The following is a 26,073-nucleotide window of genomic DNA, read 5'->3' as shown; positions in this document are numbered from 1 at the left end:
GCCGATATTCCCGCAGGACCATTTGACCTCAACGGTCCGCCACCGATAGCGGGACTCGCGTCGACGACAGAGCATCTAGACGAAGTATTGGATAGGAAACTTTCCTACGCAATACCATGGGGCCCGCCAAATTCCCGGTTCTGCGAGGTCCTCATAGCCCTCGGCGGTAAACAGCGCTTCACCCGCAAAGCGGGAAGGGACCCGCCCCCGCAGGCCCCTTCCCGGGTCAACCTTGGAAACGCCGTCCGGCTTACAGGTCCGGCAGCCAGGAGCCGTGGAAACCCGCCGGGACGCGGCGGGGAAGCCGGACCGAGGCGACGAACTCCAGATCCGCCGCGTCCAGGACGAGCAGCCGGGAGCCCTCCCCCGAGTGGTCGGTGACGATCGACATCAGCCAGCCGCCGTCCTCGGCCGCCGTGTCCGCCGCGGGCACGAAGATCGCCTCACCGGGGCGCCCCTCGGTGTCCCTGACCAGGGTCGCACCGGTCTCGGTGTCGTACTTCACGACCGCGTCGTCGGAGACGGTGTACAGCAGGCGGCTGTCACGGCCCAGCAGGTCCTCGTTGAACGTGGGGAACTCCACCGCGCGGTCGTCGCGCTGTTCCTCGGTCACCCCGCCGGTCGCCGGGTCGAGCACCCAGCGGTGCAGCACCGCTCCCCCGGTCTCGGCCGCGGGGTTGGCGGCGCCGCCGATCCTGCCCCAGATGGAGGTGAAGGACTCACGCGTGTAGCGGATCGCGTCGAGCACCACCCGCCCCGAGGCGTCCTCACGGGCGTTGCCCACGTGGAAGACGTAGCACGGGTCGACGTCGAACCACGTCACCTTCCCCGCGCGGTCCATCACGCCGATCCTGGCCCCGTAGGAGTCGCTCCACTGGAACGGCAGGCTCTTCCCGATCAGTTCCATGTCGAAGACGACCGGCAGGTCGAGCCAGATCACATGGTTCTCGGTGATCGCGAAGTCGTGGATCATCGTCGGCCCGGGCACCTCGACCTCACGGCTCTCCACCAGTTCCCCGGCCGCCGACAGGCGGTGGTAGGTCAGGTAGGGCGGCATGAAGCCGTACCCGAAGAAGTGCAGCTCACCGGTCACCGGGTCCAGCTTGGGGTGGGCGGTCATCCCCGTGGTCAGCCGCCCGCCGAAGTCGCACGGCCCGACCGTGTCGAGTTCGGGCGTCATCTCGTACGGGAAGCCGCTCTCGACCAGCGCGAGGATCCTGTCCGCGTGCCGGATGACCGAGGTGTTGGCGCTGACGGCGGTCCTGTCGAGGCCGTCCGGGCCGAGGAGCCTGGCGCCCTCGGTGAAGGAGCGGGTACGGACCCAGCGGTTGCGGTACCACTCCGCGCGGCCGTCGCGCAGCCTGACACCGTGGATCATGCCCGCCCCGGCGAACCAGTGCCCCGAGTCCTGGCCGGGCAGCGGGTTGGGCCCGTTGCGGAGGTAACGGCCCGTCAGCTCGGGAGGCAGGGTGCCGGTGACCGGCAGGTCGAAGGCGCCGATCTCGTCGGGGACCGGGGCGAGGTCACCGCTGAGGTAGGCGGGGGTTCCGGAGATCCCGGGAGTGGTGGTCACGTTCTGCTCCAGATGACTCGGTGGGAATCGCGAGGACGGTCAGGCCGCCTGGCCCCGGAACCGGGCCGCGGCGATCTTGGGATAACGGGCGGTGAAGACCATGGGCACCACGAAGGTGACGATCTTGACGGCGATGACGGCGGTGGTGGCGTGCGGAGCGACGCTCAGCAGGACGGCCAGCAGCACCGCGGCGACGACGAAGGCGGCACCCCACACCGCGGTGATGACCGCGTTGACCCGGTAGAACTGGGGAGTCCGCCAGATCTCCTCAGGGGCCATGCTCCTGGCGATGCCGAGGGTGAAGGGCTTGCGGACGGCCAGCGACCCCCAGGCGGTGAGCGCCAGCCAGGCGTTGACGAGGGCCGGGCCGTACGGGATGAGCGAGGAGGAGGGACTGGCGAAGGAGACGGCCGCGCTCAGGACGAAGAAGATCGCAGCACTGGTCTCGATCACCATCTGGTCCCAGTCCTTGCCGGAACGGCGGTCCACGACGATGAGCCCGAGCGCGATCACCAGCCCGGCCAGGGCCCCCCAACGCCACTCGTCACCGGTGGCGATCACGGCGTAGACGATCCACGGGAGGAACCCAAGGAAACTGCGGACCATGACTTGCTCTCTTCGCGCTCGACATTCCTGTGCAGACAGGTCAAAGGTAGAACTTCCTGTAATGACATGTCAACACAGGAATGTAGGATCGAGGCATGAGCCTCCGACACGCACTGCTCGGCCTGCTGAGCCAGGGACCCGCGAGCGGCTACGACCTGCTGAAGACCTTCGACATCTCCCTCGCCAACGTGTGGCCCGCCACGCAGAGCCAGGTCTACGCCGAGCTCGGCCGTCTGGCGAGCACAGGCCTGGTCGAGGTGACCTCGGAAGGCCCGCGGGGCCGCAAGGAGTACGCCGTCACCGAGGCGGGGCGCGCCGAGCTGCGGCGCTGGCTGACGGAGACCGACCCCGGCCCCCTGGCCAGGCGCAGCGAGATGCTCCTGCGTGTCTTCTTCCTCGGCGAGGTCTCCCACGAACAGGCCGGCGCCTACCTGCGACGGCAGGCGGAACTCGGTGAGGAGCGAATCGGCAAACTGGCCCCCCTGCGGGAGATGATCAGCGCGATGGACGACGGCCTGTCGGTGTACGGCAGGCTCGCGCTCGAATGGGGGATGCGCTTCAGTGCCATGCAGCGGGACTGGGCGCTGTGGGCGGAGCAGGAGATCGAACGGCTGCCCGGTGACCGGGGCTGCGAGCGGAGGCCGGAACCCGGAGCCGGGCAGGAGACGGACCGGACATGACTCGGCCGCGCCACGGGCGGATCTCGCCGTGGACGCGGCCAGGTTGAGGACACCGGGAACAACGGGGGCGCGACCGCCCGATCGGCGGCCTCCCGGGTGCGCCGCCCGGCGGATCACGCCGGGCGGGCGTCCTTCTTCGAACGGGAAACCCCGGGACAGAGGTCCTAACGACCGGCGCGGTTGACCGCGGAGATGATGGCCTTCAGGGACGCGGTCGTGGTGTTGGCGTCGATGCCGACACCCCACAGGGCCTGTCCATCGACCTCACACTCGATGTAGGAGGCCGCCTTGGCGTCGGTTCCCGCGCTCATCGCGTGCTCGGCGTAGTCCAGGACACGGACCTGGACCCCGATCCCGCTCAGGGCGTCGCAGAAGGCCGAGATGGGGCCGTTGCCGACGCCCTCGACCTCACGGATCTCACCGTCGACGCGCAGGTCGGCACCGATGGCGTCCTTGTCGTCCCCCCTGGAGACCGTACGGTGGGCCAGCAGGCCCAGGCGCCCCCACGGGCTGGCCGGGTTGGGGAGGTACTCGTCGGTGAAGACCTCCCACATCTGGGCCGGGCTCACCTCTCCCCCCATCTCGTCGGTACGGCCCTGCACGACGCGGGAGAACTCGATCTGCAGGCGGCGCGGCAGGTCCAGATGGTGGTCGGCCTTCATGATGTAGGCGACCCCGCCCTTGCCCGACTGGCTGTTGACCCGGATGACCGCCTCGTAGGTCCGGCCGATGTCCTTGGGGTCGATCGGCAGGTACGGCACCGCCCAGGTGAAGTCGTCCACCGGCACGCCCGCGGCGGCGGCGTCGCGCTCCATGTGCTCCAGGCCCTTCTTGATGGCGTCCTGGTGGGAGCCGGAGAAGGCGGTGTAGACCAGCTCGCCGCCCCAGGGGTGGCGCGGGTGGACAGGCAGCTGGTTGCAGTACTCGGTGACCCGGCGGACCTCGTCGATGTCGGAGAAGTCGATCTGCGGGTCAACGCCCTGCGAGAACAGGTTCATGCCCAGCGTGACCAGGCACACGTTGCCGGTGCGCTCGCCGTTGCCGAACAAGCAGCCCTCGATGCGGTCGGCCCCGGCCATGTAGCCCAGCTCGGCGGCGGCCACGGCGGTGCCCCGGTCGTTGTGCGGGTGCAGCGACAGCACGATCGAGTCGCGGTAGGCCAGGTTGCGGTGCATCCACTCGATCTGGTCGGCGTAGACGTTCGGCGTGGCCATCTCCACCGTCGCGGGCAGGTTGACGATGACCTTGCGCTCCGGGGTCGGCTGCCAGACGTCGTTGACGGCGTTGCAGACCTCGACGGCGTACTCCAGCTCGGTCCCGGTGAAGGACTCGGGCGAGTACTGGAAGTAGATCTCGGTGCCCTCCAGCTCGGCGGCGAGCTTCTTGCACAGCTTGGCGCCCTCGACCGCGATCGCGGTGATGCCCTCCCTGTCCTGGCCGAAGACGACCCTGCGCTGCAGCGTCGAGGTCGAGTTGTACAGGTGGACGATGGCCTGCTTGGCGCCGCGCAGCGACTCGAAGGTCCGCTCGATCAGCTCGGCCCTGGCCTGGGTGAGGACCTGGATCACCACGTCGTCGGGGATCCGGCCCTCTTCGATGATCTGCCGGACGAAGTCGAAGTCGGTCTGCGAGGCGGAGGGGAAGCCGACCTCGATCTCCTTGTAGCCCATTCCCACCAGCAGCTCGAACATCTTGAGCTTGCGGTGGGAGTCCATCGGGTCGATCAGCGCCTGGTTGCCGTCACGCAGGTCCACGGCGCACCACTGGGGGGCGCGCTCGATGACCTTCCCCGGCCAGGTGCGGTCGTCCAGTCGTACGGCGTCGAAGGGCTGATAGCGCGCGAAGGGCATGGAACTGGGCTGCTGCTGCGGATACATGAGGCTCCTCGGCTGGAAAGACGATCACGGCCGACACGCATGGCTCGCTCCGCGACGAGGGAGCCGGCCTGTTACAGGCCCTCGTCGCGGCAGCTAAGAAGCAGCCCGCGCAGCATGCCTAGCACGTTAGCAGACGGTTGCGAATACCTGAGACGCGGTCTCACATCGCGGGACGTGTGGGGCGTGAGCGGCGCGTGTGCCGTGCCCGTCCCCTGGGCGGCGCCCGGCGGGAGGCCCGCGGAGGGTCGCGGGTTACAGTGGCGTTACCGTGGCGCTGCTGTCGACGACAGGGGGATCGACCATGAAGGACGACGACATCCTCGCCCACATCCACGAGCTGATCGCGGAGGAACACGGCCTGCGGCGGCGGCTGGCCTCCGGCGGCATCTCCTCACACGAGGAGAACAACCGGATCAGGGAGCTTGAGGAGGCGCTCGACCAGGCGTGGGACCTGCTCAGGCAGCGCAGGGCGCACAGGGAGTTCGGCGAGGACCCCGACTCGGCGGCGCCGCGCCCGGTGCGGGAGGTCGAGGAGTACCGCCAGTAGCGCGGACCGGCCCGAGGGTCCTCAGCCGAGTGGCCTTCCCTGGCAGCGGGAGTCGACGGGGAGCATGGGCCGGGACGGGGCGATCCAGGAGGCCATGTTCTGCTCCACGTACCAGCCGTACAGGTTGACCTGGGTCCTGGGCACCTCGCCCGGATCGGGGCACAGCACCCTGGACTTGAGCTCGTCGTTGCGGACGAAGCTCACGGCGCCCTCCCGCCCGAGGACGGTGAACATCCGGTCGTCGCCCGCGACCAGGTAGCCGACGAGCACCCGGGGCTTGCCCTCCTCCTCGATCTGCAGCGCGGTCAGCGGCAGGATCGGCGCCCGCATCACGACCACCCCGATCAGGAACGGCGCGAAGACCGCGATGGCGATGGCGATGCCGTGGGTGAGCGTCCGCGCGGCGATCAGGGGGACGGGCCCGGTGAGCAGCACCGAGACCCCCGGCGGAAGCGTCAGCAGGATCGCGGTCGGCACGTCGTGGATGGTGAAGGCCGTGACGATCGCGGGCCACAGCACCACGTAGGACAGCAGCGCGATCATCAGCGGCAGCGCGTAGCAGAAGGCGGTGCGCAACCCCTCGTGGTGCGGGAACCGGTCGCGGACCGTGAGACCCGCCGCGGCCAGCGCCAGCATCACCAGCGTCGGCAGGAAGCGCAGCTGCCAGGAGAACAGGCCGACCACGACGGCCAGGACGACCACCCAGCTGGGAAGCCGCTGCGCGGTGCGCACCAGCCACGAGGAACGGCGCGCGCTGATCCAGTAGAGGGTGCCCAGCACCCTGCCGCCCAGGATGAGCGCGGGCAGCACCCACACGCTCGTGAGCAGGACGGCGGTCAGCATGCCCAGTGGACTGATGCTCTGCACGAGGAGGAGCAGCGTCTGGGTGTCCTGCCTGCTGGCGTACCACAGCCGCAGCACCAGCAGGACGACGGGGAAGACCGGCAGCAGCGCGAGCAGCCATTCCTGGTTCCTCGGCGTGGCCATGACTCGCCGGGGGCGTTTCACCGGGAGAGACACTCCTGGGCCGCGGCCAGGCCCCGCTCCCACGGCCACCTGCGGATCGGCGGGGGAAGTACACACGGCTGCTCGGACTGGGCCACGTTGACGTCGCGGCTGGCGGCGAGCATCGGTTCGATGTTGTCCTTGTAGGCGTCCTCCCAGCCGTGGTTCTGCGGGTCGGCGTAGGACCGGTAGAGGGCGAGGTTGACCAGGTCGCGCAGCGCGGCGTTCGGGCCCGCGTTGACCGCCCACATCTCGGTCTTCTCCAGCGCGATGTCGTGGTGGACCAGCTCTCCGGCCGACTCCTTGACGAACCCCGCCAGGATGGCCGCGTCGGTCGTCACCGCGTCGTACTCCCCGTTCTTCAGTCCCTCGATGCAGTCGCTGATCCGGTTCTTCGCGGTGACGTCCGCCCTGGTCGCCCGCTCCAGTTCGACCTCCGAGGTAGAGGTGCCGAGCGTGCAGACCTTCTTGCCCCTCAACTGCCCCAGCGAGGTGACCTTCCCCTCGTAGTCGGACCTGGTCACCACGGACTGCTCGGTGTAGAGGTAGGGGGTGGAGAAGCCGACTGAGGGGTCCCTCTGCCGCTCGGGCGTCACGCTGAAGGTGGCGACCACGAGGTCGACCCTGACGAACAGGCCGTCCTTGTCACGAGCCTGCATACGGGCCCTGTCCTCGGTCTCGATGGCCATGAAGGCGACCCTGTCCTTCGGATAGCCCAGATCCGCGGCGATCATGTACGCGATGTCGATGTCGAAGCCCCTGAAGACGCGTGCGCCGCTCCTGTCCTGCAGCGCGATGCCCGGGGTGTCGTCCTTGACGCCGATCCGCAGGGTCTCCTTGCCGAACAGGCCCGCCTTCTCCCGCAGCTCGGCCTCCGTCGGCGGTCCGTTGACCCACAGGACCGAGGCGCCGACCACGACGGCCGCCAGGACCAGCGCGATCCAGGCGGTCAGCCGGAAGCGCCGCACCCTGCGCCCTCTGCCCGTCGAGCCGCCGAGCTCCGGCGGGACGGGCTGGGGAACGTAGCGCTCCGTGGCGGGGGGCGGTTCCTCGAACGGCTCGGGCGTCCCGGGCGGTTCGGGCTCCGCCGGCCGTTCCGGCTCGGGCCGATCGGGCTCGGGCTCGGGTGGCTCCTGCCCCCGCGCGGGTTTCTCGGTCACTGCGCCCTTGACCTCCTCTTTACCCCGAAGGCTACGCCGGGGTTCCCGGATTCAGGAGGGCCTTCACCAAGACGAGATCGAACGGAGTACCGGGAAAACACCGGCGAAAACCTCCGGCAATGCCCCCCGGTTTCAGGAAGGCCCGCCGACCGGTCAGGATCACCGAATCAGTGGTCCCGAAAAAACACCACAAGACCAGGTCATCGGCCGTGGAAAACCCTTTTTGGCTCTCCCGGCCGCCCTTTCGCCCGCAGGCGTTTCCGACGGCGTCCGGCGCACGGCGAAACCCGGGAGAGGCCCGCGGGCCGGGAAAACCGGCCGTACTCCGGACCGTGAAGAAGACGCTCAGTCGTAGAAGCCGAGGCGGCGCAGCTGTTTGGGGTCGCGCTGCCAGTCCTTGGCGACGCTGATGCGCAGGTCGAGGTAGACCCGGCTGCCGAGCAACGCCTCGATCTGCTTACGGGCCCGGCTGCCGACCTCCTTCAGGCGCGTCCCCTTGTGTCCGATCACGATGGCCTTCTGCGACGGGCGCTCGACGAACATGTGCGCGTAGATGTCGAGCAGGTCGTCACGGCCCTCACGGGGCAGCATCTCGTCGACGACGACCGCGATCGAGTGCGGCAGCTCGTCCCTGACCCCCTCAAGCGCGGCCTCCCGGATCAGCTCGCCCACGAGCACCTGCTCCGGCTCGTCGGTGAGCTGCCCCCCCTCGTACAGCGGCGGGCTCTCGGGAAGCCGGTCGATCAGCACGTCCGCGACCACGTCCAGCTGCTCGCCCGACGCCGCGGAGACCGGGACGATCTCCGCGAACTCGGCGAGCTGGGAGACCGCGAGCAGCTGGGCGGCGATCTGCTCGCGGGTGGCCAGGTCGCACTTGGTCACCACGGCGACGACCGGGGTCTTCCTGACGGCGGCGAGCTTCTCGGCGATGAACCGGTCTCCCTTGCCGACGGGCTCGTTGGCGGGCACACAGAAGCCGATCACGTCGACCTCGGTGAGGGTGGACAGCACCAGGCTGTCCAGCCGCTCGCCCAGCAGCGTCCTGGGCCGGTGCAGGCCGGGGGTGTCCACGATGACGAGCTGGGCGTCGGGCCGGTGCACGATGCCCCTGATGGCCCTGCGAGTGGTCTGCGGCTTGGAGGAGGTGATCGCCACCTTCGTGCCGACCAACGCGTTCATCAGCGTGGATTTGCCGACATTGGGCCTGCCGACGAAGCAGGCGAAACCGGCACGGAAATCAGCAGCTGAGGAACTCACGCCAACCATTGTCCCCGATGGAACGGTCAGCTCTGACGCAGCGTTCCGTCGGGACCGGCGACCAGGAGCCGTTCCCCGCCCAGATCGCGGACCACGAGCACGTCCGCCTCCGCCGGGCCGTCCGCCGCCGTGACCAGAGCCGCCGCCTCCAGGGCCTCGGCCCCGCTGGAGACGGCCATCGCCACGGCCACCTGGAGCGCCGACAACCGCAGTGACGGCAGCGCCACGTTGGTCGCCGAGTAGGTCCGTCCCGTCTCGTCGCGTACGGCCGCCCCCTCGGCCGCGCCGTTACGGGCGCGGATGGAGCGGGCCAGCACGATGATCTTGTTGTCCTCTGGGTCGAGGGTCGTGTCACTCACGGCACAAGGGTATTCAGCCCCGGGAGGCGAGGCACGACCGGCCCGCGCGCCCGGCGGGACCGTTCACGAGGCCGCGCCGCCGACGAGCGACCGGGTGAGCTGCCCGGTACGGCCCGCGTCGACGCCTGCGACGCCGGTGTGCACCAGGGAGACCAGGGTGTCTCCCGTGAGGGCGAAGACGACGTGCATCTCGTAGGGGTAGCCGTTGAGCCTGCCCCGCAGCCGCCTGGCCTGGACCTCGGCCCCGGTGTCGCCCAGCCGCAACCGGGAGACCCGGAGCACGGTTCCTCTGCCCGCCAGGGAGTTCCTGGCCACCCGGCAGCCGTCCAGTGCCCGGGTCAGCTCCGCGAAGCGCAGTTCGGCGTCCTGCCCGGCGTAGGAGGCCATGCTGACCCCCGCCAGCTCGCCCAGCCTGTCGCCCGGGTAGGTCGCGGCCACCCGTGCTCCGCCGGGACCGGCTCCTGCGCCTGCTGCCGTGTCGAGCAGGAGTCTGCAGTCCTGGTTGACCGCCCTGAACGGCGGCACCCACCCGTCGCGTGGCTTGGCGGAGAAGCCGTCGGGAAGGTGCGACGCTCCTTCCCGCAGCAGTCCCCGCAGCCTTGTGAGCTCGGCCCGGGAGTCGCCCCCCGCTGGGGCGTCCCGCGCCGCCCCGCCACCGCACGCGGCCGCCCCCACGGCCAGCGCTCCGCAGATAGTGACCGCAATAACAACCTGAATCCCCCGCGTCATGACTCATCCCCCGATGTCACATGCGAGATGTCTTGTCCCCGCCGATCCGCTTTCTTCCCTGTCACCAAAAGCGGCAATCGCCAAGAAACGCCTAAGGGTGCCCTCAACCACCCCATGCGGTTGAGAACACCCTTCAGCGAGCGACGAGAGGCTGTCTGCCGGAGCCTCTCGTGCCTTTCCCCCGTGTTTTTCGTTCCGGCCCCGCGAACCCCTCACGGTGCCGGCCCCCATCGGCTCCGCGTGAGCGGCGCCGTGAGAACACAGTGCCCGGCCCCGGTTGCAGGACGCTTGCGACCCGCTTGAAAGCCGCTTTCCGCGGGGTCAGTCGTGTCCCGCCGAGGCCTCCACGGAGCCGGGCTCGGCGGGGGCGACCCGCCGGACGAGGACCGTGCCGATCCGGTTGCGACGGCCCGCGAGGCTCTCGGCCGTCAGGCTGAGCCCCTCAACCACGGCCTCCGAGCCCGCGATCGGCACCCGGCCGAGGGCGTGCGCCAGCAGGCCGCCCACGGTCTCGACGTCGTCCACCTCAAGTTCGACGTCGAACAGGTCGGCCAGGTCACCCACGGGCAGCCGGGCGGTCACCCGCACGGAGCCGTCGTCCAGTGACTCGATCCTGGGCGCCTCCTGGTCGTACTCGTCGGTTATCTCGCCGACGATCTCCTCCAGGATGTCCTCGATGGTGACCAGACCGGCCGTCCCGCCGTACTCGTCGATGACGATGGCCTGGTGGATCTGGCGGGCCTGCATCTCGCGCAGGAGCTCGTCGATCGGCTTGCTCTCCGGCACGTAGGAGGCCGGGCGCATGATCGTGTCGATCTGCTCCGAGCGGCTCTGCTCCCCGGTCTCCTGCAGGCGGCGCACGACGTCCTTGAGGTAGGCGATCCCGATGACGTCGTCCTCGTTCTCCCCGACGACGGGGATGCGGGAGAAACCGCTGCGCAGGGCGAGCGAAAGCGCCTGGTTCAGGGTCTTGGCGCGCTCGATGAAGACCATGTCGGTACGGGGCACCATGACCTCGCGCACCAGGGTGTCGCCGAGCTCGAAGACCGAGTGGATCATCTCCCGCTCGTCCGGCTCGATGACCCTGCGCTCCTCGGCCAGGTCGACCAGGTCGCGCAGCTCGGCCTCTGAGGTGAACGGCCCCTCCCTGAAGCCCTTGCCGGGCGTCACGGCGTTGCCGATCAGGATGAGCAGCTTGGGCAGGGGACCGAAGATCCTGGTCAGGCCGTACACGAGAGGGGCGCTGGCCAGGGCGATCGGTTCGGCGTGCTGACGGCCGAGGGTGCGCGGGGAGACCCCGACGATCACGTAGCTGATCACGATCATGACGGCCGCCGCGGCGGCGTACGCCCCGCCCTCGTCGCCGAGCAGATCGATGAAGAGCAGCGTGGCGATCACCGTGGCGACCAGTTCGCAGCTCAGGCGCAGCAGGAGCAGCAGGTTGAGGTAGCGCGGCGGGTCGGCGACGATCGCCTGCAGGCGCTTCGCGCCCCGGCGGCCCTCACGCACGAACTCCTCGGCCCGCACCCGCGAGATGCGGGTGAGAGCCGTCTCCGCACTGGCGATCAGGCCGCCGACCACGACGAGGACGACGGCCGAGAGCAACCACCCGTTGGCGAAGTTCACCGCTGGGGGCGCACCTTCCGCCACGATTCGAGAAGCTCGCCCTGCAGGCCGAACATCTCCTTGTGCTCCTCGGGCTCGGCGTGGTCGTAACCGAGCAGGTGGAGGATGCCGTGCGTGCACAGCAGCTCAAGCTCGGCCTCCGTGCTGTGCCCCGCCTCGGCGGCCTGCTTGGCCGCCACCTGCGGGCACAGCACCACATCGCCCAGGAGCGCCGGGTCGGCCGGGGCGTCGCCCTCCTGGCGGGCGCCGCTGCCGGGACCGGGACGCAGCTCGTCCATCGGGAAGGCGAGCACGTCCGTCGGCCCGGGCTCGCCCATCCACTGCTCGTGCAGCACCGACATGGCCTCCTCGTCCACGACGAGGATGGACAGCTCGGCGAGCGGGTTGATGTCCATCCGCTCCAGCACGTGCCCGGCCAGCGAGACGATGAGCCCCTCGTCGATCTCGACGCCGGACTCGTTGTTGACCTCGATGCTCATCGGTCGCTCACCGTTCTTCCCCTGGGACGCTTCACCACGCCCTTGATCGGCTGCGGCTCGTCACGTCGCAGCTCGTCGTAACGCCCGTAGGCGTCGACGATGTCGCTGACCAGCCTGTGCCGTACGACGTCGGAGCTGGTCAGACGGCTGAAGTGGATGTCGGGGATGCCGTCGAGGATCTCCTGGACCACCTTCAGGCCGCTCTGCGTGCCGCCGGGCAGGTCGACCTGGGTGACGTCACCCGTGACGACGATCTTCGAGTTGAACCCCAGACGCGTCAGGAACATCTTCATCTGCTCGGGCGAGGTGTTCTGCGCCTCGTCGAGGATGATGAAGGCGTCGTTGAGCGTACGGCCGCGCATGTAGGCCAGCGGGGCGACCTCGATCGTGCCCGCGGCCATCAGCCGGGGGATCGAGTCGGGGTCGACCATGTCGTGCAGCGCGTCGTAGAGCGGGCGCAGGTAGGGGTCGATCTTCTCGTAGAGCGTGCCGGGCAGGAAGCCGAGCCGTTCGCCCGCCTCGACCGCCGGACGGGTGAGGATGATCCGGTTGACCTTCTTCTCCTGCAGCGCCCTGACCGCCTTGGCCATCGCCAGGTAGGTCTTGCCGGTGCCGGCGGGGCCGATGCCGAAGACGATGGTGTGCCGGTCGATCGCGTCGACGTAGCGCTTCTGGTTCACCGTCTTGGGACGGATCGTCCGGCCCCGCGAGGAGATGATGTCGAGGGAGAGCACCTCCGCCGGGCGGTCCGAGCTCATGCGCAGCATCGCGATGCTGCGCTCGACCGCGTCGGGTGTGAGTTCCGCGCCCCCTCGGACGAGTTCGGCCAGCTCCTCGAACAGGCGCACCACGACGCTGCTCTCCTCGGGGCTGCCGGTGATGGTGATCTCGTTGCCCCGGACGTGGATGTCGGCTCGGAAGGCGCCCTCGACGACCCGTAGCAGCTCGTCACGCGAGCCCAGCAGGCTCACCATCGAATGGTCGTCCGGAATCACCACCTTTGCCTGGGTCCTACTGGGGCCCTTGGCCTTGGGCTGGGACGTTCTGCTGGAATCGTTTGTCTCGGACATAGGCGGGCCTTTCGGCCTGTTCGCCTCCAGATATCGGGTTCAGACTTCCCCGCCATCGTATCCGTGTTCGACCCGATCGCGCTTTCCCGTTTTCACCCGGGCGGCCAGGTCAGGCCGCGTCCGCCGAGCACGTGCCCGTGTACGTGGAAAACGGTCTGTCCCGCCCCGGGACCGGTGTTGAACACGATGCGGTATCCGGGCTCCGCGACCCCCTCCTGCTCGGCCACCGTGTGCGCCGTCCTGAGCACCTCGTCGGCGAGCCCGTGGTCGGCCGCGGCCAGCGCCGCCGCGTCCTGGTAGTGGTCCTTGGGAACCACCAGGACATGGGTCGGCGCCTGGGGGTTGACGTCTCTGAAGGCCAGGGTCCGCTCGGTCTCGTGGACGACGTCCGCGGGAATCTCCCCGGCCACGATCCTGCAGAACAGGCAGTCGGCTTCACTCACCATGCGGGCACCCTATCCCCCTGCCGTCCCGTGAGGCCCCTTCCCCACTCCCCGCGCCGTTGTCAATCGGTGATGGCACATCGTCAGCGAACAAAGATCCGCCCAGCTAAGGTAAGTGTGCAAAACTTCAACAACGACAGCCCATGCGATTAGCACGATGTGGCCGCCTGGCGAGGACACGACTGGGTCATGCCCCCTAATGAACCGGCAGAGCGTAAACCCTCTGGGAAGGCCGAGCGTCCCACTGATGTGACCACCGAGACCCTCGTGGCCGACAGGTCGCTGGGGGCGGTGCCCGTCGGTTGGGACGCCGACATGGCCGTGACCGCGCTCTACAGCGCGCACTATCGGTCTCTTGTGCGTCTCGCAGTTTTGCTCGTCCGCGACATGGCAACCGCGGAGGAAGTCGTGCAGGACGCGTTCGTCGCCATCCACGGCGCCTGGCGCCGCCTGCGTGACACCGACAAGGCACTCGCCTACCTGCGCCAATCGGTCGTCAACAGATCACGCTCCGTGCTGCGGCACCGGGCGGTCGTTGAGAAGTACGCCCCGAAGGGCCTGCCCGACGCGCCGAGCGCCGAGAACGGCGCCATCGGCGAACTGGAGAGGTCCGCCGTCATCGAGGCGCTTCGCGGCCTGCCCGCCCGGCAGCGGGAGGCCCTGGTCCTGCGGTACTACGGTGACCTGTCGGAAGCGCAGATCGCCCACGCGATGGGCATCAGCAAAGGCGCGGTCAAGAGTCACACGGCTCGCGGCATGGCCGCCCTACGAACCTCACTGGAGCAACTGTCATGACCGACTCCCCCGACGACGAGTACGGCGAGCTTCTCCGCCGTGCCCTGAGCGCGGAGGCGAACTCGGTCGTTCCCTCCCCGGACGGTCTGGAGATCATCCGCGCCCGCATAGAGCGACGCGGGCTCCGCGGGCTGATGTGGTGGCGCGCCGGAGCCTCCGTCGCCGGGGCCGTCCTCGTCGCGGCGGCGGTCGTGGTGGTCGTGCCGCAGTTCCGTCACGACACGAAGCAGGTCCACAGCAACGAGGTCAACTTCACCGTGCCGACGAGCCCGGAGATGTCCGCGACGTCGCGGCCTCCGCTGCGGACCGCCGGGCCGTCCCCCGCCCCGGCCAGGCCCGGCGTCACGCCTTCCGCGCCTCCGGTGGCCTCGAAGTCGGGGACGCCGAGCCCGAAGCCGTCGGCGAAGCCGTCCAGGACTCCCAAGCCGTCACCGTCGCCGACCTGCGGGACGACCTCTCCCGGCACCACGGTCGAACCCGAGGAGACGCAGAAGGGGTGTGGGGAGCCGACCGAGACCCCGGCCCCGCCGGAGCCCTCGGAGACGGGTGGCCCCTCCGAGGCTCCCTGCGCGGCCGGCGAGTGCCCTCAGGACCCCCAGCGGACCCCGGTGCAGACGGACTCCTCTCCCGCCCCCGCGGCCCGTCCCTGAGGCGTTCGCGCCCCGGCGAGCCCCGTCACCAGCGGCCGGTACGGGCCTGTAGCACTGCCGCGGCGACGACGCCCGCCGTCGAGGTGCGCAGCACCGTGGGCCCGAGCAGCGCGGCCACCGCCCCCGCCTCACGGAAGGCGGCGATCTCCTCCTCGGTGACGCCGCCCTCGGGACCGACGACCACGACGATGTCTCCGATGTCGCCGTCGTCCCCTGCGGGCAGGGGAAGGGTGGACAGCGGCGTGGCGGCCTCCTCGTGCAGCACGACGCCGAGCGCGGCCTCCGCCAGCAGGGCGGCGACCCGGGAGGTCGTCGCGGGTTCGGTCACCTCGGGCAGCAGGAAGCGCCGGGACTGCTTGCCCGCCTCCCGCGCGGTCGAGCGCCAGCGGGCCAGGGACTTGGCCGCGCGCTCGCCCTTCCACTGGGTGACGCACCTGGCGGCGGACCAGGGGACGATCACGTCGACCCCGGCCTCGGTCATCATCTCGACGGCCAGCTCTCCCCTGTCGCCCTTGGGCAGGCCCTGCACGACGACCAGGCGGGGGCGCGGCGGCACGACCTCGTAGCGGCGCAGCACCTCCACCCGGAGCGAGTCCTTGCCCGCGTCGAGCACGACGCACTCGGCGACCGCCCCCGCGCCGTCGGTGAGGTCGAGCCGCTCCCCCGCCCGCAGCCGCCGTACGGCAGCCGCGTGGCGGCCCTCGGGGCCGCCGAAGACGAACTCCCGCCGGGCCAGGTCACCCGGCTCCGCCAGGAAGACCGGAACCGTCATCGACCCTCACAGGCCCCGCGGGCGCCCGCCGGATCAGCGGCCATTGAAGGCGTCCCGCAGGCGGGAGAAGAAGCCCTGCTGGCCGGGGGCGAACTTGCCGGGCGGGCGTTCCTCGCCGCGGAGCCTGGCCAGCTCGCGCAGGAGCTCCTCCTGAGCCTGGTCGAGACGGGCGGGAGTCTCGACGTTGACGTGGATCAGCAGGTCTCCCCTGCCGGTCTCGTTGAGGCGCTGGATGCCCTTGCCGTACAGCGGGATGGTCTGCCCGGACTGGGTGCCGGGGCGGACGTCCAGCTCCTCGGCGCCGTCGAGTGTCTCCAGCGTCAGGATCGTGCCGAGCGCGGCGGCGGTCATCGGGATCTGCACGGTGCAGTGCAGGTCGTCGCCGCGGCGCTCGAACGTCTCGTGGGGGCGCTCGACGATCTCCAGGAACAGGTCACCGGGCGGGCCGCCGCCGGGACCGATCTCGCCCTCGCCGGCGAGCTGGATGTGGGTGCCGTCCTCGACGCCCGCGGGGATGCGGACCTTGATGGTCCGCCGGGTGCGGACCCGGCCGTCGCCGGAGCACTCCTGGCAGGGGTTGCGGATGATCGAACCGAACCCGCCGCACTGCGGGCAGGGACGGGAGGTCATGACCTGGCCGAGGAAGGACCGGGTGACCTGGGAGACCTCGCCGCGCCCGTGGCAGACGTCACAGGTGTCGGGGTGGGTGCCCGCCGCCGCGCCGGAGCCGGTGCAGACCTCGCACAGGATCGCGGTGTCGACCACCAGCTCGCGGGTCGTGCCGAAGGCCGCCTCCCGCAGGTCGAGCTCGACCCTGATGGTGGCGTTGCGGCCCCTGCGGGCCCGCGAGCGGGGACCGCGCCCCGCGCCGCCGCCCGCCGCGCCGAAGAAGGCGTCCATGATGTCGCTGAAGGGGAAGCCGGCGCCGAAGCCTCCGGCGCCCGCGCCGCCCGAGGAGAACGGGTCGGCGCCCATGTCGTACATCTGACGCTTGTTGGGGTCGGACAGCACCTCGTAGGCCTGGGTGATGTCCTTGAACCGCTCCTGGGTCTCAGGGTCGGGGTTCACATCGGGATGCAGCTCCCTGGCCAGGCGGCGGTAGGCCTTCTTGATCTCCTCCGCGCTGGCGTCGCGCCGCACCCCCAGGGTGCCGTAGTAGTCACTCTTAGTAGCCACTTAGTTGACCTCTTAGGATGCAGCCAGGATCTGGCTGACGTAGCGTGCCACCGCGCGCACCGCGCCCATCGTGACCGGGTAGTCCATACGTGTCGGACCCAGCACACCGAGCCGGGCCAGTTGCTTGCCACCCGAACCGTATCCGGCGGCGACGATGGATGTGCCCTGGAGACCCGTGTAGGGGTTCTCCGAGCCGATGCGCACCGTCAGCGCCGACAGGTCCGAGGTCTCACCGAGCAGGCGCATGAGCACCACCTGCTCCTCCAGGGCCTCCAGCACGTCGCGGAGCCCGACGGTGAAGTCGGCCCCCGCGAGATTGGCGGCCCCGGCGAAAACGATCTTCTCATCATGCCGGTCCACAAGGGACTCAAGCAGGACCGAAAGGATGGTGGCCGCGACGGGCCTGTCCTCGGCGGGCAGCCGTTCTGGCAGGTCGGCGACCATGTCGGGAACACTGGCCAGCCCGCAGCCGTCCAGGCAGGCGTTGAGCACCGCGCGCAGGTGCGCCACGCGGTTGTCGTCGATGACCTCCTGCAGCTCCACCACGCGCTGCTCGACCCGCCCGGTGTTGGTGATGAGCACGAACATCAGGCGGTGCTCGTTCAGCGGGACCAGCTCGACGTGGCGGACCTTGGAGTTGGAGATCGTGGGGTACTGGACCACGGCGACCTGACGGGTCAGCTGGGCCAGCAGCCGTACCGTGCGCATCACGACGTCGTCGAGGTCGACGGCGCCCGCGAGGAAGCTCTCGATGGCCCTCCTCTCCGCGCCGGACAGCGGCTTCACCTGGGAGAGGCGGTCGACGAACAGCCGGTAGCCCTTGTCCGTCGGCACCCGGCCCGCGCTGGTGTGGGGCTGGGCGATGTAGCCCTGCTCCTCCAGCACCGCCATGTCGTTGCGGATGGTCGCGGGGGACACACCCAGGTTGTGACGCTCCGCGAGAGCCTTCGAGCCGACCGGCTCATTGGTGGACACGTAGTCCTCGACGATGGCGCGTAGGACCGCCAGCTTGCGGTCGTCAACCAACGTGCTCACCTCCTACCTGCGCTCGGACGGGAAACGCCAGGTCTGGCACTCGGTGTTCCCGAGTGCCAAGTGTACGGCTCCAGCCCGGGGGGTGCGATAACACGGCACCAGGATGGGCGGGAGCGGGTCCTGGAGCAAGCCATTGTCAAGTCAGCTGCTATCGCTATCCAAGTGGTAAGGGCCACAATTAGGTATATGTCCAATGATTTCGGATCTCCTTCGGGTTACGGCACCCCCCAGCAGCCGTACGGCCAGCCCCACCAGCAGCAACAGCAGTACCAGCAGGGCGGCCCCTCCTTCGGCTACCCGCCCCCGGGATACGGCGCCCCCCAGGGCCCGCCGCCGAAGGTGAAGCCCAGCGTCGGCTGGATCGTCGGCGTGTGGCTGCTCTTCGTGCTGAGCGTGATCATTGGCTTCGTCGGTTTCGCGGGCGGTCTCTTCAACGCGGTCACCGAAGCCGCCCCGACCTCCTCCTTCGGCCCCGACCAGAAGACGACCGTCAGCATCGACCCGGCGAACAAGCCCGCCATCTACGTCGCCGCGGCCAAGGGCACGAACTTCGAGTGCCAGATCGAGGGCGCCCCGGGAACCGTCAAGCTCCAGCGGCCGAGCTTCCAGCAGACCGTCACCGCCGACGGGCAGCTGTGGGAGCTCGCCCTGCGGATCGGGGTGGACAAGGCGGGCGACTACCCGATCACCTGCACCACCTCGGGCGGGGTCGACGCCAAGTTCGGCGTGGGCAAGGAGATCGTGGCCGACTCGGTGATCGGCGGCACGCTGATGCTGTTCGGCGTGCCGGGGATCGGGTTCCTGCTGGCCGTCATCGTGACGATCGTCGTGCTGGTCAAGCGCAGCGGCGCCCGCAAGCGCCAGGCCGCGGCCGCGGCGGCCCAGTGGGGACAGCCCGGAGCCTACGGCAGGTGATGCCCGCTCTTTGCTACCGTCCCACGTGATCCCCTGCGAGAGGTGGCTGACGGCCGGTGATGTACGAGCGTGACGTGCTGGCGGGAAACTGGCGTCGTCCCCTCAAGGGGAAGATCCCCCAGGTCCCCGCCGAGCCCGACCTGGTCGTCGAGGACGCCGAGAGCGGCTTCTGCGGCGCCGTGGTCGCCTGCGACAAGGAGGCCGTCACCCTGGAGGACCGCTTCGGGCGGCGGCGCCTGTTCCCGCTCGACCCGGCCGCGTTCCTCCTCGAAGGCAGGACGGTGACCCTGGTACGGCCCGCCGCCGCGTCTCCGGGCTCCCGGGGACCCCAGGGGCCACGGCGCAGCGCCTCCGGCTCCATCGCGGTCGAGGGCCTGCGGGCCCGGGTCGCCAGGGAGAGCCGGATCTACGTGGAGGGCGTGCACGACGCCGCGCTGGTCGAGAAGGTCTGGGGACACGACCTGCGCGTCGAGGGCGTCGTGGTCGAGTACCTTGAGGGCGTCGACCACCTCCCCGAGATCGTCGCGGAGTTCGGGCCCGGCCCTGAGCGTCGTCTCGGTGTGCTCGTCGACCATCTGGTCGCCGGGTCCAAGGAGAGCCGGATAGCGGCCGAGGTCTCCTCGCCCCACGTGCTGGTCGCCGGGCACCCGTTCGTGGACGTCTGGCAGGCCGTCAAACCGTCGGCGCTGAGGATCGCCGCCTGGCCCCGGGTGCCGCGCGGCCTGCCGTGGAAGGAGGGCGTCATCGCCGCCCTCGGATGGGGCGTCGATCCCGCGGAGGCCTGGCGCCGCATCCTCGGATCGGTCACCACCTACGCCGATCTCGAACCGGAGCTCCTCGGCCCGGTCGAGCGGCTGATCGACTTCGTGACCGACCCCGCCCAGGACGACTGACCCACCCCATCGAGGAGATGGCCATGAGCGACAATCCCGAGCGGTTCCCGCACGAGGAGCACCCCCGGCCGGGGTACGGAGCGTGGCCCGGCCCTCAGCCCGGCCCCCCTCCAGGCCCTCCCCCCGGGTCCTACCCCGGGCCTCCTCCCGGGCAGGGATACCAGGGGTACCCGCCCCAGGGAGGCTGGCCGTACGGTCACCAGGGGTACGGTGTGCCCGGTTACGGCGGTTACGGCGGGCAGGGCCCGCGTCCGGGCACCGACGACACGACCATGGCGATGCTCGCCCACCTGCTGGGCCTGCTGACCTCGTTCGTCGGTCCGCTGGTGCTCTACCTCGCCAAGCGGGACGAGGCCCCCTACGTGCGGGCCCAGGCGGCCGAGGCGCTGAACTTCCAGCTCACCCTGATGATCGCCTATCTGGTCTCCTGGGTGCTGGCCTTCGTGCTGATCGGCTTCCTGCTGATGCCGCTGGTCTGGATCGGCTCACTCATCCTGATGATCATCGCCGCCGTCGCGGCCAACCGCGGAGAGAGCTACCGTTACCCGCTGAACATCCGGTTCGTGAGCTGAGTCCCGTACCGGTCAGGTCAGGTCGCGCACCAGGGCGTCGGCCAGCAGGCGGCCCCGCAGCGTGAGCACCGCCCGCCCGGTCTTGAACGGCTCCACTTCGAGCAGGCCGTCCGCCAGGGCTCTGGCGACGACCCTCGGCCTGTCCAGCTCGCGAAGCGGGAAGCCCGCGGAGAGTCTCAGCTCCAGCATCAGGCGCTCGACCGCCCTGTCCTGCGAGGTGAGCACCTCGCGGGCGTGCGCGGGCGAGGCACCGGAGGTCAGGCGCTGGGCGTAGGCCGCCGGATGCTTGACGTTCCACCACCGGGTGCCCCCGACGTGGCTGTGCGCTCCGGGACCGACCCCCCACCAGTCGCCGCCGGTCCAGTACAGCAGGTTGTGCCTGCAGCGCGCCGCCTCCGAGGTGGCCCAGTTGGACACCTCGTACCACTCGAACCCGGCCTCGGCGAGCATGCCGTCGGCGATGAGATAGCGGTCGGCGGCCACGTCGTCGTCCGGCATCGGCAGCTCGCCTCGCCGGATCCTGGCCGCCAGCCTGGTGCCGTCCTCCACGATCAGCGAGTAGGCCGACACATGATCGGGCCCCGCCTCGATCGCGGCGGCCAGGGAGGCCCGCCAGTCGTCGTCGCTCTCCCCCGGCGTGCTGTAGATCAGATCCAGGTTGACGTGCTCGAACCCCGCCGCACGGGCCTCCGCGACGGCCTGGGCCGGGCGGCCGGGGGTGTGCGCCCGTTCGAGGACCCGCAGCACGTGCTCGCGGGCGCTCTGCATGCCGAAGCTCATCCGGGTGAACCCGCCGTCGCGCAGCTCCTCAAGGTAGGCCGGGCCGACCGACTCGGGATTGGCCTCGGTGGTCACCTCGGCGCCCGGCGCGAGGCCGAACTCCTCCCCGATCACCTTCAGGATCGCGACCAGGTCGGCCGCGGGCAGCAGGGTGGGGGTGCCCCCGCCGAAGAAGACGGTCTGGACCGGCAGGTCGGCCTCGCCGAGGTTGGCGCGTGCTCGCCGTACCTCCCTGATCGCGGTGCGCGCGTAGTCCTCGCGGGAGGCGCCGGGGCCCAGCTCCGAGGCGGTGTAGGTGTTGAAGTCGCAGTAGCCGCACCGGGTCACGCAGAAGGGGACGTGGACGTAGAAGCCGAAGGGCCGCTCCCCCAGGCCGTGGAGCGCGCTCTCCGGCAGGTCACCCGAGGGGGGTACCGGATCGCCGTCGGGAAGTGTGGATGGCACGTGACCAAGTCTGCCGCCCCGGACGCGGTGCCCGGTACGCCGGATCCGGCCAGACCGTTGACGGGTAGATCGCCCAGGTCTACGATCCGGGAAAACTTAAAGGAAAGTTTCCTATAAGTTCCACCCCCCAAGGCCCCCCAGGCAACGTGGAGAAGCCCGTGCAGAGACTCCTCCGGAACACGCTCGCCGCGGCCCTGGCCGCCGGTCTCGCGGCCACCGCCGCCCCGGCGCCCGCCCAGGCCCAGACCAACACCGGCCACGGTGACCGCTTCAAGCGGGTCGCCTACTTCATCCAGTGGGGCGTCTACGGACGCAACTACCACGTCAAGGACATGGAGACCAGCGGCGCGGCGGCGAAACTGACCCACATCAACTACGCCTTCGGGTCCGTCAGCGCCGAGGGTACGTGCGTCTCCTCGGACGCCTGGGCCGACTGGCAGCGACCGGTACCCGCCGAGCAGAGCGTGGACGGCGTCGCCGACGCCCCAGGCCAGGCCCTGAACGGCAACCTGAACCAGCTCAAGAAGCTCAAGGCCAAGCACCCCGGCCTCAAGGCGCTGATCTCCCTCGGCGGCTGGAGCGGCTCGAAGTACTTCTCCGACGCCGTCCTCACCGAGGAGAGCCGCGCCAAGCTGGCCGCCTCCTGCATCGACCTGTGGCTTCGCGGCAACCTGCCCGACACCGCGGCCGGCACCGGGGCGGGCGTGTTCGACGGCATCGACCTCGACTGGGAGTGGCCCGGCAGCGAGGGCAACGAGGGCAACGTCGTCAGGCCCGAGGACAAGCACAACTTCACGTTGTTCACCACCGAGCTGCGCCGCCAGCTCAACCAGTACGACCGGCGCAGTGAGCTGACGGCCTTCCTGCCCGCGGGCGGACCGAAGATCGACGCGGGCTTCGAGGTCCGCGACGTCTTCAAGAACCTCACCTTCGCCACCATCCAGGGCTACGACCTGCGCGGCTCGTGGGACCCGATCACCGGTCACAACGGCAACCTGTTCACCGACCGGCGCGACCCCAACACGGTGAAGTACAGCGTCGAGCAGACCGTGCGCGACTACCTGAACCGCGGCGCCTCGGCGAAGAAGATCGTGGTCGGCATCCCGGCGTACGGCCAGGGCTGGACCGGTGTGACCGCGGGCGGCAACGGCCTGTTCAAGCCCGCGACCGGCCCCGCGCAGGGCACCTGGGCGGCGGGCACCGACGACTACAAGAACCTGGTCAAGAAGCCCGGAAAGCGCTACCGCGACGTGCTGACCGGCGCCAACTGGCTCTACGACGGCAACGAGTTCTGGTCCTACGACGACCCGGCCACGGTGCTCCAGAAGGCGGCCTACATCCGCCTGCGGGGCCTGGGCGGCTCGATGATGTGGTCCATCGACCAGGACGACGACAAGGCGTCCCTCACCTCGGCGCTCTACAAGGTCCTGCGCTGAGTCTCCCCTGAGACCGGGCGGGGCCGGCGATCCTGGGTCATCGGCCGCCCCGCCCGCACCACCCCGCGACGCCCCCGTCCGCGCTCCTCGCGGGCGGGGGCGTCGCATCTCACTTCTTCGGCTTGTCCGCCGAGGAGGACTCGGTGGACAGCGCGGCGACGAAGGCCTCCTGGGGGACCTCGACACGGCCGACCATCTTCATCCGCTTCTTGCCCTCCTTCTGCTTCTCCAGCAGCTTGCGCTTACGGGAGATGTCGCCGCCGTAGCACTTGGCGAGCACGTCCTTGCGGATGGCGCGGATGTTCTCCCTGGCGATGACCCGGGCGCCGATGGCGGCCTGGATCGGCACCTCGAACTGCTGCCTCGGGATGAGCTCGCGAAGCTTCTTGGCCATCTCGACGCCGTAGGAGTAGGCCTTGTCCTTGTGGACGATGGCGCTGAAGGCGTCGACCGCCTCGCCCTGGAGCAGGATGTCGACCTTGACCAGCTCGGACTCCTGCTCGCCGGAGGGCTCGTAGTCGAGCGAGGCGTAGCCGCGCGTGCGGGACTTGAGCTGGTCGAAGAAGTCGAAGATGATCTCGCCGAGCGGCATGGTGTAACGGATCTCGACCCGGTCCTCGGACAGGTAGTCCATGCCCTGCAGATTGCCTCTGCGGTTCTGGCACAGCTCCATGATGGCGCCGATGAACTCGGAGGGGACCAGCACGGTCGCCTTGACCATCGGCTCGAAGACCTTGTCCACCTTGCCCGTGGGGAACTCCGAGGGGTTGGTGACCGTGAACTCCTTGGCGTCCTCCATGATCACCCGGTAGATCACGTTGGGCGCGGTGGAGATGAGGGAGAGGTTGAACTCCCGCTCAAGACGCTCCCTGACGATCTCCATGTGGAGCAGGCCGAGGAAGCCGCAGCGGAAGCCGAAGCCGAGCGCCGCCGAGGTCTCCGGCTCGTAGACCAGGGCCGCGTCGTTGAGCTGCAGCTTGTCCAGGGCCTCGCGGAGCTCGGGGTAGTCGTCGCCGTCGATCGGGTAGAGGCCGGAGAACACCATCGGCTTGGGGTGCTCGTAACCGCTGAGCGGCTTCGCGGCGGGCTGCGCGCCCGAGGTGACGGTGTCACCCACCCGCGACTGGCGCACGTCCTTCACGCCGGTGATCAGGTAGCCCACCTCACCGACGCCGAGGCCCTTGTCCGCGATCTTGGGCTCGGGGGAGATGACGCCGATCTCCAGGGTCTCGTGGGTGGCGCCGCTGGACATCATCAGGATGCGCTCACGCTTGCCCAGGTGGCCGTCCATGACCCGGACGTAGGTGACCACGCCGCGGTAGGTGTCGTAGACGGAGTCGAAGATCAGCGCGCGGGCGGGGGCGGCGGCCTCGCCGACCGGGGCGGGGACCCGCTCGACGACGTGGTCGAGCAGCTCCCTGACGCCGACGCCGGTCTTGCCGGACACCTTCAGGACGTCCTCGGGCTCGCAGCCGATGAGGTGGGCGATCTCCGCGGCGTACTTCTCCGGCTGGGCGGCCGGGAGGTCGATCTTGTTGAGCACCGGGATGATCGTCATGTCGTTGTTCATGGCCAGGTAGAGGTTGGCCAGCGTCTGCGCCTCGATGCCCTGCGCGGCGTCGACCAGCAGGATCGCGCCCTCGCACGCCTGCAGGGAGCGGGAGACCTCGTAGGTGAAGTCGACGTGCCCGGGGGTGTCGATCATGTTGAGGACGTAGTCGGCGCCGTCGACCTGCCACGGCAGCCTGACCGCCTGTGACTTGATCGTGATGCCGCGCTCGCGCTCGATGTCCATCCGGTCGAGATACTGGGCGCGCATGGAGCGGTCGTCGACCACGCCGGTGATCTGCAACATGCGGTCGGCAAGCGTTGACTTGCCATGGTCGATGTGCGCGATGATGCAGAAGTTGCGGATCACCGCGGGATCGGTCTGGCCAGGCTGAATGCGCACCGGTGTCCGTTTCGACGGGATTGACGACGATCTACGGCTGGCATACCAGCCGTTCTCCATGGTGACATGTCCGGGTGATTACCCGGACCAGAGCACGACGCGGCCTGCGCCTTCTCGTGGCGGTCGCGGCCGTGCTCCTTGTGCTGCCCGGGGTGGCAGCGGCCACCCTCACGATCCAGTTTACCGGGACGCCCGCCCCGTGGGCGAAGAGCACGGGCCATGACGCCCTGTGGCTCGGTCACATGTGGGTGGACGGCCGCAAGGACGCCGCCGACGTCAAGGCCCTGGCCGTACGGCTGCGCGGCACCGGGATCAAGGACCTGTACGTCCATTCGGGCCCGTTCGGCCTCGACGGCGCGCTTTCCCCCGAGAAGTACTCCGGGGCCGCCGCCTTCCTCAAGGAGATCCACGCGCGGCTTCCCGGCGTCCGGGTCTCGGCGTGGCTGGGGCAGAAGGTGAACGGCCGCCTCAGCCTCGGCGACGCGGCCGCGCGCCAGCGGGTGCTCGACGGCGCCCGCGCGGTCATGGCCGTGGGCTACGACGGCGTGCACTACGACTTCGAACCGGTCGGAGACGGCGACGCCGGCTTCCTCGACCTGCTCGACCGGACCCGCCAGATCGTCGGCAAGGACCTGCTCTCCGTCTCGACGCCCCAGATCGAGCCGTTCCCGCTCACCCGGCCCCTCGCGCGTCTGGCCATCGGCCACGACAAGTACTGGTCCCCGGACTACTTCAGGGATGTGGCCTCCCGTACCGACCAGGTGGCCATCATGACCTACGACTCCTACTACCCCTCCACGATCCTCTACGGCGGCCACGTCGTACGGCAGGGCACCCTGGCGCTCGGCCTCGTGCCGGACGACAAGACGGTGCTGATCGGCGCACCCGCCTACCACGACCACGGCGTGGTCTGGGGGGACGCGGCGGAGAGCGTCGCGACGGCGGCCGAGGGCGCCAGACTGGCGCTGACCTCGCACGGGACCCGCCGGGAGCTGTTCGGGCTGGCGCTCTATGTGGACTTCGCCGCCACGCCCGAGGACTGGAAGGAGTATGAGGACTCCTGGTTCAACCCCTGACGCCACCGAAGCCCTCCTTCCAGACCGGCGGCCCCCTGACGGCTCTCCGGCGGCGATGCGCGCACGCGGCCGGAGGCGGACACGGTAAGCTGGGTGAACACTCCTACGCCCAGGTTGTCGATTTGAGCGACCACCCGGGTGATTGGTAGCCTATTCAACTGCGTGTG

The 26,073-nt window shown here is 69.7% G+C and carries 26 protein-coding genes; 9 read left to right on the top strand and 17 right to left on the bottom strand.

Going from position 1 to position 26,073, the window contains the following annotated elements:
- Window positions 1-250: 250 nt before the first annotated feature.
- Together ACIBVQ_RS01190 and ACIBVQ_RS01185 are read right to left on the bottom strand one after the other, a co-directional pair.
- A complete protein-coding gene (locus ACIBVQ_RS01190; protein WP_399174901.1) occupies window positions 251-1,573 on the bottom strand; it encodes a carotenoid oxygenase family protein in 1,323 nt (440 codons plus the stop codon).
- 39 nt (window positions 1,574-1,612) lie between these two features.
- The gene (locus tag ACIBVQ_RS01185) at window positions 1,613-2,179 is read right to left on the bottom strand and encodes a hypothetical protein (protein WP_399174897.1); all 567 of its coding nucleotides are present in this window, start codon (window positions 2,177-2,179) and stop codon (window positions 1,613-1,615) included.
- Window positions 2,180-2,274: 95 nt separating this feature from the next.
- Between ACIBVQ_RS01185 and ACIBVQ_RS01180 the strand changes: the two genes are divergently transcribed.
- Window positions 2,275-2,859 carry a PadR family transcriptional regulator gene (locus ACIBVQ_RS01180; RefSeq protein WP_399174896.1) on the top strand — a complete coding sequence of 195 codons (585 nt, stop codon included), beginning with the start codon at window positions 2,275-2,277 and terminating at the stop codon, window positions 2,857-2,859.
- A 164-nt stretch (window positions 2,860-3,023) separates the two neighbouring features.
- On the opposite strand, the gene leuA is transcribed toward ACIBVQ_RS01180, so the two are convergent.
- A complete protein-coding gene (gene leuA, locus ACIBVQ_RS01175; protein WP_352008612.1) occupies window positions 3,024-4,736 on the bottom strand; it encodes a 2-isopropylmalate synthase in 1,713 nt (570 codons plus the stop codon).
- Between the two features lie 301 nt (window positions 4,737-5,037).
- Between leuA and ACIBVQ_RS01170 the strand changes: the two genes are divergently transcribed.
- Window positions 5,038-5,283 (top strand): DUF2630 family protein, encoded by a 246-nt coding sequence (locus tag ACIBVQ_RS01170; protein WP_352008611.1) that lies wholly within the window; start codon window positions 5,038-5,040, stop codon window positions 5,281-5,283.
- Window positions 5,284-5,304: 21 nt separating this feature from the next.
- Here the strand turns inward: ACIBVQ_RS01170 and ACIBVQ_RS01165 are convergent, their stop codons facing one another.
- The 9 genes from ACIBVQ_RS01165 to ACIBVQ_RS01125 all read right to left on the bottom strand — a co-directional run bounded on the left by ACIBVQ_RS01165 (window position 5,305) and on the right by ACIBVQ_RS01125 (window position 13,411).
- On the bottom strand, window positions 5,305-6,270 hold the full coding sequence (locus tag ACIBVQ_RS01165) for a hypothetical protein (RefSeq protein WP_362774653.1): 966 nt from the start codon (window positions 6,268-6,270) through the stop codon (window positions 5,305-5,307).
- A 17-nt stretch (window positions 6,271-6,287) separates the two neighbouring features.
- On the bottom strand, window positions 6,288-7,448 hold the full coding sequence (locus ACIBVQ_RS01160) for a transporter substrate-binding domain-containing protein (protein ID WP_362774650.1): 1,161 nt from the start codon (window positions 7,446-7,448) through the stop codon (window positions 6,288-6,290).
- Window positions 7,449-7,793: 345 nt separating this feature from the next.
- The gene (era, locus tag ACIBVQ_RS01155; protein WP_352008608.1) at window positions 7,794-8,714 is read right to left on the bottom strand and encodes a GTPase Era; all 921 of its coding nucleotides are present in this window, start codon (window positions 8,712-8,714) and stop codon (window positions 7,794-7,796) included.
- Between the two features lie 17 nt (window positions 8,715-8,731).
- Window positions 8,732-9,064, bottom strand: a complete 333-nt coding sequence (locus tag ACIBVQ_RS01150; protein WP_362774646.1) for a cytidine deaminase — start codon at window positions 9,062-9,064, stop codon at window positions 8,732-8,734.
- A 63-nt stretch (window positions 9,065-9,127) separates the two neighbouring features.
- On the bottom strand, window positions 9,128-9,793 hold the full coding sequence (locus tag ACIBVQ_RS01145; RefSeq protein WP_399174892.1) for a hypothetical protein: 666 nt from the start codon (window positions 9,791-9,793) through the stop codon (window positions 9,128-9,130).
- Between the two features lie 321 nt (window positions 9,794-10,114).
- Complete coding sequence (locus tag ACIBVQ_RS01140) at window positions 10,115-11,419, bottom strand: hemolysin family protein (protein WP_362910781.1); 1,305 nt, start codon at window positions 11,417-11,419, stop codon at window positions 10,115-10,117.
- Window positions 11,416-11,898 (bottom strand): rRNA maturation RNase YbeY, encoded by a 483-nt coding sequence (gene ybeY / locus ACIBVQ_RS01135; protein WP_352008604.1) that lies wholly within the window; start codon window positions 11,896-11,898, stop codon window positions 11,416-11,418. The genes ACIBVQ_RS01140 and ybeY overlap by 4 nt, the downstream gene beginning before the upstream one ends.
- On the bottom strand, window positions 11,895-12,968 hold the full coding sequence (locus ACIBVQ_RS01130; RefSeq protein ID WP_352008603.1) for a PhoH family protein: 1,074 nt from the start codon (window positions 12,966-12,968) through the stop codon (window positions 11,895-11,897). The genes ybeY and ACIBVQ_RS01130 overlap by 4 nt, the downstream gene beginning before the upstream one ends.
- A 92-nt stretch (window positions 12,969-13,060) precedes the next feature.
- A complete protein-coding gene (locus ACIBVQ_RS01125; protein ID WP_352009441.1) occupies window positions 13,061-13,411 on the bottom strand; it encodes a histidine triad nucleotide-binding protein in 351 nt (116 codons plus the stop codon).
- 315 nt (window positions 13,412-13,726) lie between these two features.
- On the opposite strand from ACIBVQ_RS01125, the gene ACIBVQ_RS01120 reads away from it, so the two are divergent.
- Together ACIBVQ_RS01120 and ACIBVQ_RS01115 are read left to right on the top strand one after the other, a co-directional pair.
- Window positions 13,727-14,206 carry a SigE family RNA polymerase sigma factor gene (locus ACIBVQ_RS01120; RefSeq protein ID WP_184719763.1) on the top strand — a complete coding sequence of 160 codons (480 nt, stop codon included), beginning with the start codon at window positions 13,727-13,729 and terminating at the stop codon, window positions 14,204-14,206.
- Window positions 14,203-14,856 (top strand): hypothetical protein, encoded by a 654-nt coding sequence (locus ACIBVQ_RS01115; protein WP_399174889.1) that lies wholly within the window; start codon window positions 14,203-14,205, stop codon window positions 14,854-14,856. Before ACIBVQ_RS01120 ends, ACIBVQ_RS01115 begins: the two co-directional genes overlap by 4 nt.
- Before the next feature lie 25 nt (window positions 14,857-14,881).
- Here the strand turns inward: ACIBVQ_RS01115 and ACIBVQ_RS01110 are convergent, their stop codons facing one another.
- The 3 genes from ACIBVQ_RS01110 to hrcA are packed head-to-tail and all read right to left on the bottom strand — an operon-like array spanning window position 14,882 to window position 17,830.
- A complete protein-coding gene (locus ACIBVQ_RS01110; RefSeq protein ID WP_399174887.1) occupies window positions 14,882-15,628 on the bottom strand; it encodes a 16S rRNA (uracil(1498)-N(3))-methyltransferase in 747 nt (248 codons plus the stop codon).
- A gap of 33 nt (window positions 15,629-15,661) precedes the next feature.
- Window positions 15,662-16,804: a molecular chaperone DnaJ gene (dnaJ, locus tag ACIBVQ_RS01105; RefSeq protein ID WP_352008600.1), complete on the bottom strand. Its 1,143-nt coding sequence runs from the start codon at window positions 16,802-16,804 to the stop codon at window positions 15,662-15,664.
- Window positions 16,805-16,816: 12 nt separating this feature from the next.
- On the bottom strand, window positions 16,817-17,830 hold the full coding sequence (gene hrcA, locus ACIBVQ_RS01100; protein WP_352009440.1) for a heat-inducible transcriptional repressor HrcA: 1,014 nt from the start codon (window positions 17,828-17,830) through the stop codon (window positions 16,817-16,819).
- A gap of 195 nt (window positions 17,831-18,025) precedes the next feature.
- On the opposite strand from hrcA, the gene ACIBVQ_RS01095 reads away from it, so the two are divergent.
- Genes ACIBVQ_RS01095 through ACIBVQ_RS01085 form a run of 3 tightly spaced genes read left to right on the top strand, consistent with a single transcriptional unit; the run spans window position 18,026 to window position 20,219 of the window.
- Window positions 18,026-18,754 carry a hypothetical protein gene (locus ACIBVQ_RS01095; protein WP_399174885.1) on the top strand — a complete coding sequence of 243 codons (729 nt, stop codon included), beginning with the start codon at window positions 18,026-18,028 and terminating at the stop codon, window positions 18,752-18,754.
- Window positions 18,755-18,813: 59 nt separating this feature from the next.
- Window positions 18,814-19,647 carry a DUF3097 domain-containing protein gene (locus ACIBVQ_RS01090; RefSeq protein ID WP_399175809.1) on the top strand — a complete coding sequence of 278 codons (834 nt, stop codon included), beginning with the start codon at window positions 18,814-18,816 and terminating at the stop codon, window positions 19,645-19,647.
- 23 nt (window positions 19,648-19,670) lie between these two features.
- On the top strand, window positions 19,671-20,219 hold the full coding sequence (locus ACIBVQ_RS01085) for a DUF4870 domain-containing protein (RefSeq protein ID WP_399174883.1): 549 nt from the start codon (window positions 19,671-19,673) through the stop codon (window positions 20,217-20,219).
- A gap of 12 nt (window positions 20,220-20,231) precedes the next feature.
- Here the strand turns inward: ACIBVQ_RS01085 and hemW are convergent, their stop codons facing one another.
- The gene (hemW, locus tag ACIBVQ_RS01080) at window positions 20,232-21,443 is read right to left on the bottom strand and encodes a radical SAM family heme chaperone HemW (RefSeq protein WP_399174881.1); all 1,212 of its coding nucleotides are present in this window, start codon (window positions 21,441-21,443) and stop codon (window positions 20,232-20,234) included.
- Between the two features lie 158 nt (window positions 21,444-21,601).
- Here hemW and ACIBVQ_RS01075 point away from each other — a divergent pair, with 158 nt between their 5' ends.
- Window positions 21,602-22,879 carry a glycoside hydrolase family 18 protein gene (locus ACIBVQ_RS01075; protein ID WP_352008596.1) on the top strand — a complete coding sequence of 426 codons (1,278 nt, stop codon included), beginning with the start codon at window positions 21,602-21,604 and terminating at the stop codon, window positions 22,877-22,879.
- 109 nt (window positions 22,880-22,988) lie between these two features.
- Here ACIBVQ_RS01075 and lepA read toward each other — a convergent pair whose 3' ends face one another.
- Complete coding sequence (gene lepA / locus ACIBVQ_RS01070; protein ID WP_352008595.1) at window positions 22,989-24,830, bottom strand: translation elongation factor 4; 1,842 nt, start codon at window positions 24,828-24,830, stop codon at window positions 22,989-22,991.
- A 74-nt stretch (window positions 24,831-24,904) separates the two neighbouring features.
- Here lepA and ACIBVQ_RS01065 point away from each other — a divergent pair, with 74 nt between their 5' ends.
- Complete coding sequence (locus ACIBVQ_RS01065; protein ID WP_362910793.1) at window positions 24,905-25,906, top strand: hypothetical protein; 1,002 nt, start codon at window positions 24,905-24,907, stop codon at window positions 25,904-25,906.
- The last annotated feature ends 167 nt before the right edge of the window (window positions 25,907-26,073 follow it).

It is taken from the genome of Streptosporangium sp. NPDC049376 (assembly GCF_044466505.1).
Classification (GTDB): domain Bacteria; phylum Actinomycetota; class Actinomycetes; order Streptosporangiales; family Streptosporangiaceae; genus Streptosporangium.
The sequence above is the reverse complement of the archived record's forward strand: the minus strand, read 5'-3'. Positions and strand labels throughout refer to the sequence as shown.